Source organism: Flavihumibacter cheonanensis, from assembly GCF_022352215.1.
In the GTDB taxonomy this organism is placed as follows: domain Bacteria; phylum Bacteroidota; class Bacteroidia; order Chitinophagales; family Chitinophagaceae; genus Flavihumibacter; species Flavihumibacter cheonanensis.
In genome coordinates this window covers 429,975-447,176 of the sequence record NZ_JAKRWF010000003.1, presented here as the reverse complement: position 1 = coordinate 447,176, position 17,202 = coordinate 429,975, and the positions used below count along the sequence as shown (strand labels likewise).

The following is a 17,202-nucleotide window of genomic DNA, read 5'->3' as shown; positions in this document are numbered from 1 at the left end:
TTTTTATGGTTCATCGTATCATTGAATGGTCGCTCCGAAACCGGTACATCGTACTGGTATTGGCAACCGGCCTCTTTATCTGGGGAGTTATCTCCGTAAAGAAAAATCCCATTGATGCCATTCCCGATCTATCCGAAAACCAGGTGATTGTGTTCACGGAATGGATGGGGCGCGCACCCCAACTGATCGAAGATCAGATTACCTATCCACTTGTGACCAACCTGCAGGGTTTGCCCCGTATCAAATACGTACGCGGTTCTTCCATGTTCGGCATGAGTTTTATCTATGTGATTTTTGAAGACGAGGTGGATATCTATTGGGCCAGGGAACGCGTGCTGGAAAGATTGAGTACCATCAGCCGAACCCTGCCCGAAGGTGTGGCTCCTCAACTGGGTCCGGATGGTACCGGTGTAGGCCATATTCTCTGGTACACCCTCGATGCGCCGGGTATGGACCTGGGTGAACAACGCGCTATCCAGGACTGGTACGTAAAGTTTGCCCTGCAGAATGTACCGGGAGTAAGCGAAATCGCTTCCTTCGGTGGGTTTCAGAAACAATACCAGGTTACCATCGATCCGAATAAACTCCTGTATTATAAAATTCCCCTCTCTACTGTTATCGCGGCAATACGTGCCAATAACAATGAAAGCGGCGGCCGCAAATTTGAAATGAGTGATATCGGTTATATCATCAAAACCGATGGCTACCTGAAATCCATGGAAGAACTGGGTGCCATCTCCATCGCCAGTCAGGGTGGCTTGCCGGTCCGCATTTCAGATGTTGCCACCATTCAAATGACCGGTGAAAGCAGGTTGGGCATCTTTGATCAGGATGGTGAAGGGGAACGGGTTGGCGGCATCGTGGTAATGCGATACGGAGAAAATGCTGCAGAAGTTATTGATGCAGTGAAAGCCAAAATGCAGGAAGTAGCCAAAGGCCTGCCCGAAGGAATGAACTTTGATATTGTATACGATCGGGGTGAACTCATCCGGGAATCCATTGATAGTATCCAGCATACCCTGATAGAAGAAATGATCGTGGTATCGCTGGTGGTTATCATCTTCCTGTTTCACTGGAGAAGTGCTCTCAGTATTATCATTCAAATCCCGATCACTATTGCGGCGAGTTTTATCCTGCTCAATGCCTTTGGCATCTCTTCCAATATCATGTCGCTCACGGGTATTGCACTCGCCATCGGTGTAATTGTTGACAATGGCATCATCATGAGTGAAAATGCCTATAAACACCTGGCGGAACGATATGCCGACTGGCAAAGAACCCATCAATCTGACGCATCATGAAAAGTATAAAAAATCTATTTAAAAAATCACCCGACTGGATCACTGAAGAAGAACGGATGCAGGTGATTGAAAAAAGCAGCAAGCAGGTGAGTCGCGGTGTGTTCTTCGCCACCATCATTATCATCACTTCTTTTTTACCGGTTTTCATGTTAACCGGACAGGAAGGAAAACTTTTTCATCCCCTTGCTTTCACCAAAACATTCATCATGATCATGGATGCTTTATTGGTGATCACACTGGCACCGGTACTAATCTCCTTTTTTATGAAAGGAAAGTTTCGTCCCGATAATGCCAACCCCGTAAACCGCTTCCTGGAGAAAATCTATACGCCCATAATTAAAGCAGTGCTCAAATGGCGAAAGACCACCATCGCAATCAATATCATTGCCCTGGTAATTACCATTCCTCTGCTCAAATCGGTTGGTACAGAATTCATGCCTCCATTGGATGAGCAAAGCATTCTTTTTATGCCGGTTACCCTACCGGATATCAGCAATGGAGAAGCCAAACGCATCCTGCAGGTACAGGATAAAATCATCAAATCAGTACCTGAAGTTGATAAAGTATTAGGTAAGGCCGGTAGAGCCAATACGGCTACGGATAATTCTCCTATCTCGATGATCGAAACCATCATCATGCTGAAACCAAAATCGGAATGGCGTCCAGGCATTACCAAAAATGATATCATCAAAGAACTGGATACCAAACTGCAAATACCAGGTGTGGTGAATGGCTGGACCCAACCCATCATCAACCGGATCAACATGCTCGCAACCGGTATTCGGACTGATGTAGGCATTAAAATCTATGGCCCCAATCTGGATTCCATCGCAGCTGCCAGTGAACGCGTGAAATCCGCCCTGGAAGGCACTCCTGGTGTGCAGGATTTATATGTAGAACCCATCACCGGGGGTAAGTATCTATCCATCCAGGTCAATCGCGAAGCACTCAATCGGTACGGACTAAATGTTGCCGATGTTAACCAGGTAGTAGAGTCTGCTATTGGCGGGGCTGCAGTCGGACAAACAATTGAAGGTCGCCAGCGCTTTAGCATCAACGTTAGATTGGCCCAGGAATACCGCAATAGCCTGGATCGCATCAGGCGCATTCCCTTACAAAGTGCAAGCATTGGTGAATTGCCCCTGAGTGCCGTGGCAGAAGTGAAACTGGAAGAAGGTCCGCCTATGATCAGTTCTGAAAATGCACTCTTACGTGGTGCGGTGCTGTTTAATGTGCGGGATCGCGACCTCGGCAGCACTGTTCAGGAAGCCATTGCCAAAATGAATGCAGCACAGGGTATCCTTCCCGAAGGCTATTTCCTGGAATGGAGCGGACAATATGAAAACCTGCTGCGCGGGCAACAAACCCTCTTATGGATCGCACCGGTTGTACTGCTGATTATTTTCTTCTCGCTCTATTTTGCTTTTCACTCCATGCGGGAAGCTTTCCTTAGCCTGATCACGGTTCCCTTTGCGCTGATTGGAGGCGCTTATGCGATTTATTTCTATGGCGTACATCTTTCTGTAGCAGTAGCAGTTGGTTTTATTGCACTATTTGGTATTGCCGTGGAAACAGGTATTGTAATGGTGATCTACCTCAACGATGCCATGCAACAACTGGTGAAAACAAAAGGCAATAGCAGCGAGACCATCACCCGCGAAGATCTCCGGCAATATGTGATCATGGGTGCCGCCAAACGCTTACGTCCCAAGCTGATGACCGTTTGTGTGTCCTTGTTTGGACTCATCCCGGTAATGTGGGCAACGGGCGTTGGTACCGATGTGATGAAACCAATTGTACTTCCCATGATTGGTGGTGTGATTACTTCCTCTACACATATCCTGCTGGTGACTCCCCTGATCTTTTTACTCACCAAGGAATATGAATTACGCAAATACGGTAAACTGGAAATTTATGATGCATCGCATTAAACATATATTGTTCACTACACTGGCTTTTGCATCGGTGCCGGTTATTGCACAGGATACGGCTGTACTGCGGCTGGATACTATACTGGCAAGAATTGAACAATCACATCCGCTCCTGCAATCCTATGGCTTAAAAGCCGAAGGATATAAATACAGTGCAGAAGCTGCTACCGCCTGGATGGCACCGATGGTGGGATTAGGCACTTTTATGACGCCTTATCCTTTTCAGAAAATTATGGAAGACCGCGACAAAGGAAATATCATGTTGCAACTGGAGCAGGATATTCCGAATGCCGCCAAACTCCGAACCAAAAAAGCCTATATCGCCTCCCAGGCAGATGGCCTCCTGGCAGAACGTGGCGTAAGCCTGAATGAACTCAGAGCACAAGCGAAAACACAATACTACAGCTGGCTGATGGCATTGGAAAGAATCCGCGTATTGGACGAAGCGATTGTGCTGATGGAAATGATGAAGAAAATTGAAGAGGTTCGGTATCCTTACAATCAATCGCCCCTGAGTGGTGTATTTAAAGCGGAATCCCGGGTAGAAGAAAACCGGAACATGAAACGCATGTATGAAGGAGAGATTCAAAAAGCACGGGCATGGTTAAACGCATTGATGAACCGCAGGGGTACAGAGTTTTTCCTGATTGACACTACACATGCCGTGAGTTTTATGCCGCAACTGGTTTACGATACCCTTCAACTGGCTGCCAGCAGAAAAGACATTGCGCGCATGAATGCCGATATCAACAGCATGCAATTGGGCATTCACTCCATACGCCAGGAAAAGAAACCTGATTTCCGAATCCGCTTTGATCATATGACCCCCATCAGCAGCATGATGCCCAATGCCTTCAGTGCCATGGGTATGGTAAGTATCCCCATTGCTCCCTGGAGTAAACGCATGTATAAAAATGAAATCAAGGCAATGGAACTGAATATACAGGCGATGCAAAAAGAACGTGAAGCCATGTTACAGGAAACCCAGGGTATGTTGTATGGGATGCAGTCTGAAATCCTGGTGATGCAAAAAAGGATTGAAAATTTTGGAACCAAAGTGATACCTGCTCTTGAAAGAAGCCTGGATGCAGATTTTCAACTCTACCAGGAAAATAAACAGCAATTGGCAGTGGTAATTTCAGATTGGGAAGCCCTGGTGATGATGAAGATGAACCTGGTGGATGAAAAATCCCGCTTGTATAAAATGATTGTAGATTATGAAAAAGAGCTTTATAAATAATGTGTTGTTGACCGGATTAATTTTCCTGGTGGCCTGCAAAGAGCCTAAACAGGAACACAGCGGGCATCAACCAACCGTTTCTCTTGATACCGGATTAGTAGCGCTTGCGAAGCCGGTGAATGAACAGGTGTTGTCAGATATGCGCAGTATCAAAGCGGAGCAGGGAACCAGGTTGTATACGGTTTCTGTACCCGGACTCATCACCTACGATACCCGAAAACAGGTTTCCGTAGCAGCCCGGGTTGGAGGCAGAATTGAACGCTTGTATGTGCATTACAACAATCAACCGGTGCAAAAAGGACAATTGTTATTGGAGCTCTACTCACCGGATCTGGTTGCTGGTCAGCGCGAATTATTACTCTTGCAACGTACAGGTACAGAACCCGCTTTATTGGAAGCGGCAAAAAGAAAATTACAATTGTTGGGTATGTCTGCTGCTGCGATTCAAAAGGTGCTGGCTAAAGGAGAGCCGATGTACCGGATTCCGGTGTACAGTCCGGCTACCGGTTATATACTGGATGTTCAGAGCTCAGCAGTACCTTCTGCTCTTACCTTAAGCAGCAGCAATGCAGGTGGAGCAGCTGGTATGGCAGGCATGGGGAGTGAAACTGCTGGCGGGTCAACTGAAACTACAACTACTACAGCACAGGCAACAAGCTCCCTGCTGGTTCGGGAAGGACAATACCTGGCAAGCGGGCAATCGGTTTTTACGATCTATCAAAACACCGAACTGATAGCTGAATTTGCCTTCGCTCCTTCGATTAGCAAACTTCCGGTGGTTGGAAAAAAGTTGCTCTATTATCCGGTAGGCGATTCAGGGAATGCAAGAACTGGTACTATTCGATTGATCCAGCCGGTTTTTAAAGCCGGACAAAATTTCACGCTCACACGCATGAATATACCGGTAAATGAATATCGGGTGGGACAACTACTCCGGGCTGAACTGGCTGTAGCAGGTACAGAGGGCTGGTGGCTGCCCAGGGAAGCCGTGCTCGATTTGGGAAACAGATCCGTAGTATTTCGTAAGGAGCAGGGACTGTATAAACCTGTTACAGTGCAAACAGGTATCCGGGCTAACGGTTATGTACAGGTGCTGGAGAATATTTCCGATTGGCTACTGGCATCCAATGCCTATTACCTGGTAGATAGCGAGAGTTTTATTCCTGACACAAAATTGAACAACTGATGAAACGGAAAGATTTTATCAAATGGACAGGGTTGGCGGTCTTATCACCGCTGGCAGTTTTAGAATCCTGCAAGCCAAAAGCTGATAAAGCTGCTGCAGCAGTTGCAGTAACTACCTATACCTGTCCCATGCACCCGCAAATTGTTCAGAACAAAATGGGTACCTGTCCCGTTTGTGGAATGGATTTGGTAGTATTTGACAAGAACAATAAAGAGGCATCCCTTACACTTAGTAAGGAACAGCAATTGCTGGCCAATGTAACCACCGTTGTAATTGGTGCCGGTAGTATGGATAATATCACCCGGTTGAATGGCCGGCTGGTTGTGAATCCATCGAATACCGTCTATGTAAGCAGCAGGGTTGCGGGAAGAATAGAAAGCCTGTCTGTAAAAGAAACCGGGGCACTTGTACAGAAAGGGCAACTCTTGTACCGGATTTATGCTGAGCAACTACTTGCCCTGCAAAAAGAATATCGCCTGGCAGTGGCACAGGCCAAACAGTTTCCTGCAGACCGGCGCTTCCAGGAAATTGAAGCAGCAGCCAGGAAAAAATTGCTGTTATACGGACAAACACCTGCACAGGTCACACAATTGATCAGCACGGAGCAGGACAATCCCTATGTTTATTATTATGCTCCTGCAACTGGAGTGGTTGCAGAGTTGACTGTATCCGAAGGGCAGTATGTGGCAGAAGGCAGTCCGATTCTCAAGCTCGAAGATTATGGACAACTTTGGGTAGAAGCAGATCTTTATCCGGGTGAAGCTTCAACCATCAGCAAGGGTCAAACAGTTCAGGTTGTCATCGCTGGAAATGAAGCTGAGAAATATGCAATGAAAGTGGAATTCCTGGAACCGGCACTGCAAGCAGGAACGCAATTGCTGACCGTGCGTGGAACTATAAAAAATACCAACCGGCAGTTTCAACCGGGCATGCCTGTTCAGGTACTACTGAATAAGGGTAGTGTATCCGACCTGTTACAGCTCCCCCTGGCAGCTGTTATTCGCGATGGTCAATCCGCCCATGTGTGGGTACAGTCTGCTGCTGAAAAATTTGAACCCCGGGAAGTGAAAATCGGTCTGGAGAATGCGGAAATGGTAACCATATTGGAGGGCTTGGACGAAGGAGAAAAAGTAGTCATATCCGGAGCATATCTCCTGTACAGCGAATACATTTTGAAAAAAGGTAAACATCCCATACACAGCTAATGCGAGTTATGAATAAATTAAAAATGATAGTCCTGTTGGTTGTACTGGCCGGCTGCAAGCAACAGGCAACCAAAGAGCAGGAACATGCGGCACACACAAAAACAGACACTACAGTTATTGTAAGTAAACCAGTATTCCAACCATTGCGACTGGAAAATCCGGCCCATGAACTACTGCTGGAAACCTATTGGCAATTGCAGGCAGCGCTTGTTGAGAGCAATGCATTTGGTGCAAGAAAAGCTGCCTTATTGCTGGAAGAAGCAACCAAACAGGTCAAAAACAAAAAAGTCATAGTAGAGAAAGCCATCGCCATTTTGCAGGAAGCAGACCTGGAAAAACAGCGCAATCATTTTTCTGTCATCAGCCAGGAATTAATTCAACTGGTGGAATCGGAAGGCATTCGGGAAGGAGCAGCTTATGTGGCTTTTTGTCCCATGGCTATGGAAGATAAAGGAGCCTACTGGCTGACTCAAGAAAAAGAAGTAATCAATCCCTATTTTGGGGCATCGATGTTAACCTGTGGATCAATTGAAAAAACCTTAGAATAAAAACACATGAGAAAGATTCTTTTAAGTTGCCTGTTGTTGGCAAGTATGCAGGTAGTAGTAGCGCAGTCTTCCAAAGAGGGAGAAGTTTGTTACAATCCCAACCTCGTAAAAGACACAACGAAAAAAAGTATTAAATCCAAAACAGTGGCCTTGATCGGGACAGATAGCATTTCGATCATTTATCATTCACCGGGAGTGCGCAAGCGGGTGATCTGGGGCGGACTGGTACCTTATGATGAAGTATGGGTAACCGGTGCACACGATGCTACCTTGCTGGAAGTTCCCAAAGCAATTGAAATTGGTGGAAAGGAACTTTCTCCGGGTAAGTATGCCATCTTTTCCATTCCCGGTAAAAAAGAATGGATACTAATCATCAATAAAAATTGGCAGCAACACCTGGCTTCCGAATACGACCAGGCAGAGGATCTTGTTCGTATTAAAGTAAAACCGAAAAAGCAGGGATTAACGGAGCGACTACAATACACCCTGCAATACCAGGAGCAAGCAGGCAAAGGAACCATCAGCTGGGCCTGGGAAAAACTCGCCTGGGAAATTCCGTTTACGCTAAAATAAAACATCATGGACCATTCCAGCCATCACCACCATCATCACAGCCACCAGGGGGAACCAGCAAAGCATGCAGCTGTTGTTCAGGTGGATGAACATGCGGGACATCATACAGAAGATTTTTTGAAACGTTTCTGGATTTGTCTGGCGTTGACTGTGCCAATTCTACTCTTATCGCCTATGATTCAACATTGGTTGAAAATCGACTGGCGATTCCAGGGGGATCAGATTATTGTGTTGTTATTGGGGTCTGTTTTGTATTTCTATGGAGGTGCTCCCTTCCTGAAAGGATTGGTGAGAGAGCTTAAGGCAAAGGATCCGGGAATGATGACACTGGTAGCAGTGGCTATTACCACTGCTTATTTATACAGCATAGCGGTGGTGTTGGGTCTGGAAGGGATGGATTTTTTCTGGGAATTGGCAACCCTGATTGATATCATGTTGCTGGGCCATTGGCTGGAAATGAAATCTCAAATGGCAGCCTCTCAGGCATTGGAATCACTGGTGAAATTACTGCCGGCAGAAGTTCATGTAGTGCAAAATGACCAGGTTATTGATATACCCTTATCAGAATTGAAAAGAGATGATTTGATGGTGATCAAACCCGGCGAGAAAGTGCCGGCTGATGGAAGGGTAGTAGAAGGTCATTCATCTGTGAATGAAAGCATGTTAACCGGTGAAAGTATTCCGGTAGTGAAGCATGCTGAGATGGAGGTGATTGGTGGATCCATTAATGGAGATGGGGTATTGAGAGTAAAAGTTACAGGAACAGGAGAGGATAGCTACCTGAATAAAGTGATCCGCCTGGTTGGTTCAGCCCAGCATTCCAAGTCAAAAACACAAAACCTGGCTCACCGTGTAGCTAAATGGCTGACGCTGATTTCACTGGCTGTTGGAATAAGTACGTTCGTGTACTGGCTTGGTTCAGGAGCTGCACTTTCTTTCGCGCTGGAAAGAATGGTAACGGTAATGGTTACTGCCTGTCCGCATGCATTGGGTGTAGCCATTCCTTTAGTGGTTGCCATCAGTACCTCCCTGGCTGCCCGTCAGGGATTGCTGATCCGTAACCGTACAGCCTTTGAAAATACGCGTCGGTTATCAACCATTATTTTTGATAAAACGGGAACGGTAACCGAAGGCTCACATGAAGTGGCTCAACTCATTCCAGCCTCCACAAAATATTCAGCAGATGATTTGTTGATATATGCTGCCGCAGTACAACAACATTCTGAACATCATATAGCCCGAGGCATGATAAGCGCCTTAAAAAAGAAAAATCTTCCATTGAAATCTTCAAATGAATTTCAATACAGGCAGGGAGTGGGTGTTTCGGCAATGGTGGAGGGTAAAAATGTTTTTTCAGTTGGGCCTAATTATTTCAGGGAAAATAAACTGGAACTGCCTGCAATTCCTGACTCAGTAGATCAGGCAATTGAAACAGTTACATTTTTACTTATTGATGATGAATTGGCTGGTTTGATTACCCTTGGTGACCAAATACGTGCTGGTTCTGTTCAGGCAGTAGCTGCACTTCAGGAAATGGGAATCCGGACTTTTTTACTCACTGGTGATAATGATAAAGTAGCAGGATCTGTTGCTAAGAAATTAAAGATGGATGGTTATCTGGCCAATGTGCTGCCAGATGAGAAGCAGGAGAAAGTTAAATCGTTCCAGCTTAAAGGAGAATTAGTTGCTATGACCGGTGATGGCGTTAATGATGCACCTGCGTTAGCGCAGGCGGATGTTGGTATCGCTGTTGGCTCGGGTACTGATGTAGCAGCAGAAACAGCAGATATCATTCTGGTTAACAGCGACCCTCAGGATGTTGTTAGTTTGATTCAATTTGGTAAAGCTACTTATCGTAAAATGATTCAGAACCTTGCCTGGGCGGTGGGGTATAATATTATCGCTATTCCGTTGGCTGCAGGTGTATTGTATCCGGAATTTGTTTTGAGTCCGGCTTTAGGTGCTGTTTTAATGAGTGCAAGCACTGTTATTGTTGCACTCAATGCCCAGCTATTGAATCGAACGGTTAGCTTTGGCAACAAATAAGTTTACTTGTTGCCTTTCCGGATCATAACCCGCACTGTTTGGGTGCTTTCCCTGGTGAGTCTCCTGACAGATATGGCCAGCGAAATGCTCTACCCGGTAATGCCTTTTTACCTGGAGAGCATCGGTTTTTCAATTGTACTTATTGGTGTGTTGGAAGGATTTGCGGAAGCGATTGCCGGATTGAGTAAGGGCTATTTTGGCAAACTGTCTGACCTTAAGGGCAAGCGCGTTCCATTTGTGCAGATCGGTTATGCTTTTAGTGCGCTTTCCAAACCCCTGATGGCAGTTGCAGTATTTCCTTTGTGGGTGTTTTTTGCACGCACGTTGGACCGGTTAGGGAAAGGCATTCGCACCGGTGCCCGGGATGCTTTGCTATCGGATGAAGCAACCCCGGCTACCAAAGCGCGAGTCTTTGGTTTTCATCGATCGATGGATACAGTAGGAGCAGTTGCTGGTCCGGCTTTAGCATTGGTCTATTTGTATTTTTATCCCGGACAGTATCGAACGATGTTCTTACTGGCATTTGTACCGGGACTGTTAGCCATTGTACTGACTTACCTGCTAAAAGAAAAACCAAAACCGGCACAACCGCACATTCAAAAAATTTCTTTCTTTTATTTTATCCGCTATTGGAAAGAAGCGCCTGCTACCTATCGGCAATTGGTAGTGGGCTTGTTGCTTTTTGCATTGATCAATAGTTCGGATGTATTCCTGTTGTTGCGGGTTCGGCAGGCGGGACTATCAGATGTGCAGGCAATCGGTGCCTATATTTTTTACAATCTGATTTATGCGTTAGCAGCTTATCCGTTTGGGATTTTAGCAGATCGCATAGGCGTTAAGCGCGTGTTCCTGATTGGCCTCTTCTTATTCTGTATTGTTTATGCGGGTATGATAGTAGTTAATACCCTGTCAGGATTTGTATTCCTGTTTTTCCTGTATGGATTATTTGCCGCCGCCACAGAAGGTGTAGCCAAAGCCTGGATCAGTAATATTACTCCGGCCACTGAAACTGCCACTGCTATTGGTACCTACACCGGCTTCCAAAGCATCTGTGCCTTACTTGCCAGTTCCCTTACCGGTTGGATCTGGTTTCAATTTGGCACCGGCATGGCTTTCGGTATTACTGCAGTCACCACCTTACTGTTGCTATTGTATTTCAGTTGGGTTGTTAAAGCGCCAGAAAATTCGTAATCTTATTTTATAAATGATCGGTTATGAAAAGCAAGCAATTTAGAATTTATATTCCCATTTTTTTATCTTCAAAGAAAGATCAGCAGGTATTCATGCATGCTATAATAAATCCTCCTTCCCCCAATAAAAAACTACTCGCTGCTGCAAAAAAATACAACAGCCTTATAACAAAAGATTGATCTTCCTTTCCTCCTTTGACCTTTCTTCCACGCCTTTCACATTTTTCACTTTTCACTTTTCACCTTTCACATCTTCAACGGCATTCCATACATCCTCTTCCCCGTTGCCTTATAAATCGCATTCGCCAATGCCGGCGCATACGGCGGTACAGGAGGTTCACCCACACCCGTTGGTTTATCCTTGCTATCCATGATATGCACATGAATCTCTTTTGGAGATTCCGGCATCCGGATCAACTGATAGCCGTCAAAATTGGTTTGCTCAACGATGCCATTTTTTACTGTGATAGCACTCTTCATCGCAAGACTCGTGGAGAATTGCGCGCCTCCTTCAAATTGAGATTTCACCCGATCCGTATTGACTGCCAGTCCGCAATCCACGGCATAATGCACTTTGTTAATCGTAACTTTTTTCGAAGCATCCACCTGCACTTCAACCACACAGGCAACATAGGTGAGAAAACTTTTGTGTGCAGCAAATCCCATTCCTGTTCCTTTGGGTAGTTGTTTGCCCCAACCGGATTCTTTTCTCACTCTTTCTATCACTGCTTTCATGCGTCCTGTATTCCAGGGATAATTGGCGATATCTTCTCCATAATTGGGATAACCACCTCCATTCATCATCTCCTCTGCAAAAGTGATATTGCGATCTTCTCCCAATAATTCGAGTGCCTGCTCAATCGGATCTTTCCCTCTTGCTTCAGCTACTTCATCCATCATGGTGCAAATCGCGAAAGCCTGTGGTATATTACGAACCGAACGCAGCCAGCCAATCCGCAGATGTGCTTTGGCATCGTGGGTTTCGATTTTTATGGCAGGTACATTATAGGGGTAATCACTCGCGCCCAACATCAGTTCGCCATCATCGGGTTGTAAGGCAGCCTCATTTTCTGTGGCACCAATAGAAGGGTTGGCAATGTGATGATTCCATCCGCTTAACTGGTTGTTGGCATCTATCGTTGCCACCAGGTGCTGCACACTCATAGCGTGATAATAATCATGCTGGATATCATCTTCTCTTGTCCACTGCACTTTAATTGGATAACCTGATTCCTTGGCGAGGAAGGCTGCTTCTAAAATAAAATCGGGCTTGGACTTCCGTCCGAACGCACCTCCTAACAAGGTGATATTTACTTTCACTTTATCTGCACCTAATTCGATATAACCTGCCACAGCATCTCTTGCTCCCTGTGGATTTTGTGTAGGTGCCCAGATTTCACAATTGCCATCTTTTACTACCGCCAAGGCACAGGGCGGCTCCAACGTTGCGTGTGCCAAATAAGGTGCTACATAAGTATGTTCGATCACTTTTTGGGCGCCCGCCCTGGCAGCTTTGAAATCGCCCCGGTTCCTGCGCAGGGTTCCTTCTTTGGTAATTTCTTTTTTCAGTGCTTCTATATGTTCGTCTGAATTATACGTTGCATTCGGACCGAGATCCCATTCCACTTCCAATGCCTCTCTTCCTTTGATCGCTGCCCAGGTGTTTTCTGCTATTACTGCTACACCTGCGATGGGTTTGGATAGAGTAGCTGGTAAGCCGGCCCCTTTGATCGTGATCACCTGCAACACACCCGGTATCGCTTTTGCTTTGGTATCATTTACTGATTTTACAGAGCCGCCGGTAACCGGACAATGTTTGATCACCGCGATCTTCATGCCTTCCAGTCTCGCATCACTTCCAAAGCCCGCTTTACCGGTTACGATATCATGTAAGTCGATAATGGGTGTGTCCTTACCAATTAAATTGAATTGATTGTCTGCTTTGAGTTGGAGACTTTCCGCCTTGGGTACAGCCAGACTTGCAGCAGCTCCGGCAAATTCACCAAAACCAGCTTTCTTATCAGTTCCTTTGTGGATCACCTGTCCATTTTCGGTGTCAAGTTCTTCTATTGGAAGTCCCCATGCTTTAGCAGCTGCCTGCAATAACATTGCTTTTGCCATAGCACCGGCTTCCCGCATGGGTTTATAAAACATCCGGATGGAAAAAGAGCCATCGGTATTCTGATTGCCGTATTTTTTTTCATCCCCTTCTGCCTGGATGATTTTCACCTTGCTCCAGTCGGCCCCTAATTCATCGGCCACTACGAGGGGGAGAGAAGTCCGAATACCCTGCCCCATTTCCGAACGATGTGCCACGATGGTTACTTCACCGGTATCACTGATGCTCAGGTAGGCGGTGGTAGAGAGGGTGCCTGTTTTCTTTCCTGCTGAATCGCAGGACCAGAAACTAACGCCTAGTACTAAACCACCGGAAAGAATACTTCCCAGTTTTAGGAAATCTCTGCGGGAAGCATTGAATATTTTAGATTCAACTTCCTCAATATTGCTTGTATAGAAAGGAGCGGTCTTTTTCATGATCGGGAGCTTTGAATTAAGGGAGTGCTGGTTTTCCGGAAGCAGCCAGTTGGATGGCTGCCTTGATGCGATTATAGGTTCCGCATCTGCAGAGATTGCCCTGCATAGCCTGGTCAATTTCCTGGTCGGTTGGATTGGGTTTTTGTTTCAGCAATGCAACCGCGGTCATGATTTGTCCGGTTTGACAATAACCACACTGCGGCACAACCAATTTTTCCCAGGCCTCCTGAACAGGATGATTACCCTGCTCCGACAAACCCTCAATGGTGGTAATACTTGCGGTTCCAACTGCCGATATAGGATAACTGCAGGAGCGAACCGGGTTTCCGTTTACATGAACAGTGCAGGCGCCGCAGAGGGCTTTGCCGCATCCGAATTTGGTGCCGGGAAGGTTCAGCAGATCTCGTATAACCCAAAGCAGCGGCATGTCTTCCATTGCTTCTACGGTGTGGGATTTGCCATTAACCTGGATGGTGTAGGTGGCCATGGTAGTATTGTTTTAGGCGGATAGAAGCTACGCTTTTTTTTGGTATTGTGGAAATGAATTGTATATTCACCACCCTTGCGGTGCCGCCTCCGGCACAGATTTCAGCCTCATTTTTAGTTTCGTTCGTCTTTTGCCTCTCTGAATATTGTCAGTTTTTTACGTGCGATTTAATCAACTTAAAACCAGCATTTATGAAACTATCTGAATTCATTGCATTAACGGAAGATCAAAAAAGATCAACTGTTTTATCGAAAGGTGTTGTGCTTGCAAAAAGAAGTTTTACCGAGCAGGTTATTTTTCTCTTTCAGTTATCGGAATACTATGTTGAGATTTTCTGCTGCGGTACGAGTAAAGAAGTGCTGGAATACAGGGCCTTTGGGGATACCAGGGAATTGGCTCTTTACCTGGATGAAATCCCGATACATGACCTGATTAACAATACCTGAGTAATTCGTGTGGCTGTTTAAAACTGGTAAACAATGGCATTGATATTCATGCCTGCTCCAACCGAAGCAAACACAACTTTGTCGCCGGGTTCAATCTGCTGGTCTTCCACTTTATGCTTCAGGATCAGATCCAGTAAGGTTGGAATCGTTGCCACTGAACTGTTGCCAAGGTAGCTGATGGTCATGGGCATAACAGCCAGATCTGTTAAGGGTAGTTCATACAAATTGTACAGTCGTTCCAGGATGGCGATATCCATTTTTTCATTGGCCTGGTGGATCAGTACTTTTTTTATTTCAGATAAATGCACCTGCGCCTTGTCAAGCGTTTCTTTGATAACCAGGGGTACATGGGTTAATGCAAATTCATACAAGGCTCTGCCGTTCATTTTCAGGTAGAGATTGGCATCCCCGTTTTCCATATTGTAAGAACTGTCCATTCTTAACAAAAGTGCATGTTCACTGGCATAGGTTCGGCTACCATGAGCAAGGATGCCTTCCTTTGAATCCTGGACAGCTTCAATGATAACAGCACCTGCTCCATCTGCATAAATCATGGAATCCCGGTCGTGTTCATCAATGACTCTTGATAAGGTTTCTGCGCCAATAATTATACAACGTTTGGCATCGCCAACCCGGATCAGCGCATCGGCCTGAATAACACCCTGGATCCAACCCGGACAACCAAATACAAGATCAAAAGCGACGCAGGAGGGGTTCTTGATTTGGAGTTTGTATTTCACCAAAGAGGCCAGAGAGGGCACCATGGTAGTCCGGTTGGTGCCAATATGTACATCACCGAAATTATGCGCTACGATCAGCAGATCGATGGATTCTTTATCAATACCACTGCTTTCTAGTGCAGCTGCAGCGGCTATACTGGCAAGGTCGGAGGTGGTTTGATCAGGGCGGGCATACCTGCGCTGGTCAATGCCGGTGATATCTTTAAATTTTTCAATGTTTCGAAGAATCGTGCCCGGCACGATGGTGCCATCCTTTTGCAAAAACCGGTTGACAAGAAAGTCTGCATTGTGGATGACTCTTTCCGGCAGCACACTCCCCGTGGCAACAATCACTGATCTGAAACCATTCATACCTAAAGGTAATACAATAACTTAGAGCAAAATGCCCGTTAAGTTATGTTGCGTATAATTTTGATTTCCTTGCTGCAATTGTTATTGCTTAACACAGGTACCAGTCAGGTTCCCATTCCTACACCAGCCCAGCTTGCCTGGGCAGGCGCAGAGTTCGGAGTGATTTTTCATTACGATCTCCATGTGTTTGATGGTCAGCCATATAACCAGGCAAAAAACAGGATCACCCCAGTTGCTGATTATAATATTTTCAATCCAACACAATTGGATACCGATCAGTGGATATTGGCTGCAAAAAATGCCGGAGCAACATTTGCTATCCTTACTGTTACCCATGAAACCGGTTTTGCTTTGTACCAAAGTGATTTTAATCCCTATAGTTTAAAGGCACTCAAGTGGAGAGATGGGAAAGGAGATATACTTCGGGATTTTATTCAGTCCTGTAATAAGTTCGGTCTGCTGCCGGCCATCTATATCGGTATTCGGTGGAATTCATTTATGGGTATTCACGATTTTTATGTAGATGGCAATGCCCCTATTTCCAAAAACAGACAGGCTTATTATAATACCTATTGTGAAAACATTACAAGGGAGCTGGTTACGAAGTACGGTAAGTTTTTCTTTATCTGGTTTGATGGCGGAGCGCATGGACCTGAGCAAGGTGGCGCAGATTTGCTACCGATTATTTCTGCCAATCAACCGGATGCCATTTTCTATCACAACCTGCAACGGGCAGATGTGCGCTGGGGCGGATCTGAATCCGGCACCGTACCCTATCCCTGCTGGTCCACCTTTGCTTATCCCTCCTGGTCCCAGTACGCCGATGCGAAGAATGATTTTAAAGCCATTAAACATGGGCAGGAAAATGGCGCTTATTTTATGCCGGCTATGGCTGATGCTCCGCTTCGCGGCTATAAAGGCAGGCATGAATGGTTCTGGGAACCAGGAGATGAAGCACATATCTTTCCGGTAGCCAGGCTGATGGATATGTATGAAAAATCAATCGGCAGAAATGCAACGTTGATCATTGGGTTAACACCAGATGCAAGCGGACTGCTTCCTCAGCCGGATGTAGATACCCTGAAAGCTTTTGGCGACCTGTTGAAAGCAACCTACAGTACCCCGGTATTTAGCTTCAGTTCTGATCAAAAAGAAATTGAACTGCCGCTGCCGAAAGGCCGGAAATTTGATAAGATAGTGATTGCTGAAGACCAGAGCAGGGGGCAGCGGGTTCGTGCCTTTTCATTACAAGTTCAACAAAGAGGGAAATGGATCACCATTGCAGCGGGCAGTTCTATTGGAAATAAGTTTATCAAGAAATTGGATGCACCCATTAGTGGTCAACGGATTCGGTTATTGATACCGAAATCAGAAAATGGGCATTTGATTAAAGCTGTGACGTTATATTAAATCGAAAATCAAT

General features: G+C 45.8%; 15 protein-coding genes. 12 read left to right on the top strand and 3 right to left on the bottom strand.

The window, feature by feature from the left end; all coding sequences use genetic code 11:
• Positions 1–5 precede the first annotated feature (5 nt).
• Genes MD536_RS15825 through MD536_RS15780 form a run of 10 tightly spaced genes read left to right on the top strand, consistent with a single transcriptional unit; the run spans position 6 to position 11,400 of the window.
• Positions 6–1,301 (top strand): efflux RND transporter permease subunit, encoded by a 1,296-nt coding sequence (locus MD536_RS15825; protein ID WP_239601853.1) that lies wholly within the window; start codon positions 6–8, stop codon positions 1,299–1,301.
• Entirely contained in the window at positions 1,298–3,232 is a 1,935-nt protein-coding gene (locus tag MD536_RS15820) for an efflux RND transporter permease subunit (RefSeq protein ID WP_239601848.1), read from the top strand. The genes MD536_RS15825 and MD536_RS15820 overlap by 4 nt, the downstream gene beginning before the upstream one ends.
• Positions 3,216–4,472 carry a TolC family protein gene (locus MD536_RS15815; protein ID WP_239601847.1) on the top strand — a complete coding sequence of 419 codons (1,257 nt, stop codon included), beginning with the start codon at positions 3,216–3,218 and terminating at the stop codon, positions 4,470–4,472. Before MD536_RS15820 ends, MD536_RS15815 begins: the two co-directional genes overlap by 17 nt.
• Positions 4,450–5,658 carry an efflux RND transporter periplasmic adaptor subunit gene (locus MD536_RS15810; protein ID WP_239601846.1) on the top strand — a complete coding sequence of 403 codons (1,209 nt, stop codon included), beginning with the start codon at positions 4,450–4,452 and terminating at the stop codon, positions 5,656–5,658. The genes MD536_RS15815 and MD536_RS15810 overlap by 23 nt, the downstream gene beginning before the upstream one ends.
• A complete protein-coding gene (locus MD536_RS15805; RefSeq protein ID WP_239601844.1) occupies positions 5,658–6,863 on the top strand; it encodes an efflux RND transporter periplasmic adaptor subunit in 1,206 nt (401 codons plus the stop codon). The genes MD536_RS15810 and MD536_RS15805 overlap by 1 nt, the downstream gene beginning before the upstream one ends.
• 8 nt (positions 6,864–6,871) lie before the next feature.
• Positions 6,872–7,411, top strand: coding sequence for a DUF3347 domain-containing protein (locus MD536_RS15800; protein ID WP_239601842.1), 540 nt, complete (start codon positions 6,872–6,874; stop codon positions 7,409–7,411).
• Positions 7,412–7,417: 6 nt separating this feature from the next.
• Positions 7,418–7,984: a DUF2911 domain-containing protein gene (locus tag MD536_RS15795; protein ID WP_239601840.1), complete on the top strand. Its 567-nt coding sequence runs from the start codon at positions 7,418–7,420 to the stop codon at positions 7,982–7,984.
• Between the two features lie 6 nt (positions 7,985–7,990).
• Positions 7,991–10,030 (top strand): copper-translocating P-type ATPase, encoded by a 2,040-nt coding sequence (locus MD536_RS15790; protein WP_239601839.1) that lies wholly within the window; start codon positions 7,991–7,993, stop codon positions 10,028–10,030.
• A 6-nt stretch (positions 10,031–10,036) separates the two neighbouring features.
• On the top strand, positions 10,037–11,221 hold the full coding sequence (locus MD536_RS15785) for an MFS transporter (protein ID WP_239601836.1): 1,185 nt from the start codon (positions 10,037–10,039) through the stop codon (positions 11,219–11,221).
• A gap of 23 nt (positions 11,222–11,244) precedes the next feature.
• Positions 11,245–11,400 carry a type II toxin -antitoxin system TacA 1-like antitoxin gene (locus MD536_RS15780; protein ID WP_239601834.1) on the top strand — a complete coding sequence of 52 codons (156 nt, stop codon included), beginning with the start codon at positions 11,245–11,247 and terminating at the stop codon, positions 11,398–11,400.
• Between the two features lie 66 nt (positions 11,401–11,466).
• On the opposite strand, the gene MD536_RS15775 is transcribed toward MD536_RS15780, so the two are convergent.
• Positions 11,467–13,755 (bottom strand): xanthine dehydrogenase family protein molybdopterin-binding subunit, encoded by a 2,289-nt coding sequence (locus tag MD536_RS15775; protein WP_239601833.1) that lies wholly within the window; start codon positions 13,753–13,755, stop codon positions 11,467–11,469.
• A gap of 16 nt (positions 13,756–13,771) precedes the next feature.
• Positions 13,772–14,242, bottom strand: a complete 471-nt coding sequence (locus MD536_RS15770) for a (2Fe-2S)-binding protein (protein ID WP_239601831.1) — start codon at positions 14,240–14,242, stop codon at positions 13,772–13,774.
• 191 nt (positions 14,243–14,433) lie between these two features.
• On the opposite strand from MD536_RS15770, the gene MD536_RS15765 reads away from it, so the two are divergent.
• Positions 14,434–14,688, top strand: a complete 255-nt coding sequence (locus tag MD536_RS15765; protein ID WP_239601829.1) for a hypothetical protein — start codon at positions 14,434–14,436, stop codon at positions 14,686–14,688.
• Positions 14,689–14,705: 17 nt separating this feature from the next.
• Here the strand turns inward: MD536_RS15765 and MD536_RS15760 are convergent, their stop codons facing one another.
• Positions 14,706–15,779 carry a 3-oxoacyl-ACP synthase III family protein gene (locus MD536_RS15760; protein ID WP_239601827.1) on the bottom strand — a complete coding sequence of 358 codons (1,074 nt, stop codon included), beginning with the start codon at positions 15,777–15,779 and terminating at the stop codon, positions 14,706–14,708.
• Between the two features lie 45 nt (positions 15,780–15,824).
• Between MD536_RS15760 and MD536_RS15755 the strand changes: the two genes are divergently transcribed.
• On the top strand, positions 15,825–17,189 hold the full coding sequence (locus MD536_RS15755; RefSeq protein ID WP_239601826.1) for an alpha-L-fucosidase: 1,365 nt from the start codon (positions 15,825–15,827) through the stop codon (positions 17,187–17,189).
• The last annotated feature ends 13 nt before the right edge of the window (positions 17,190–17,202 follow it).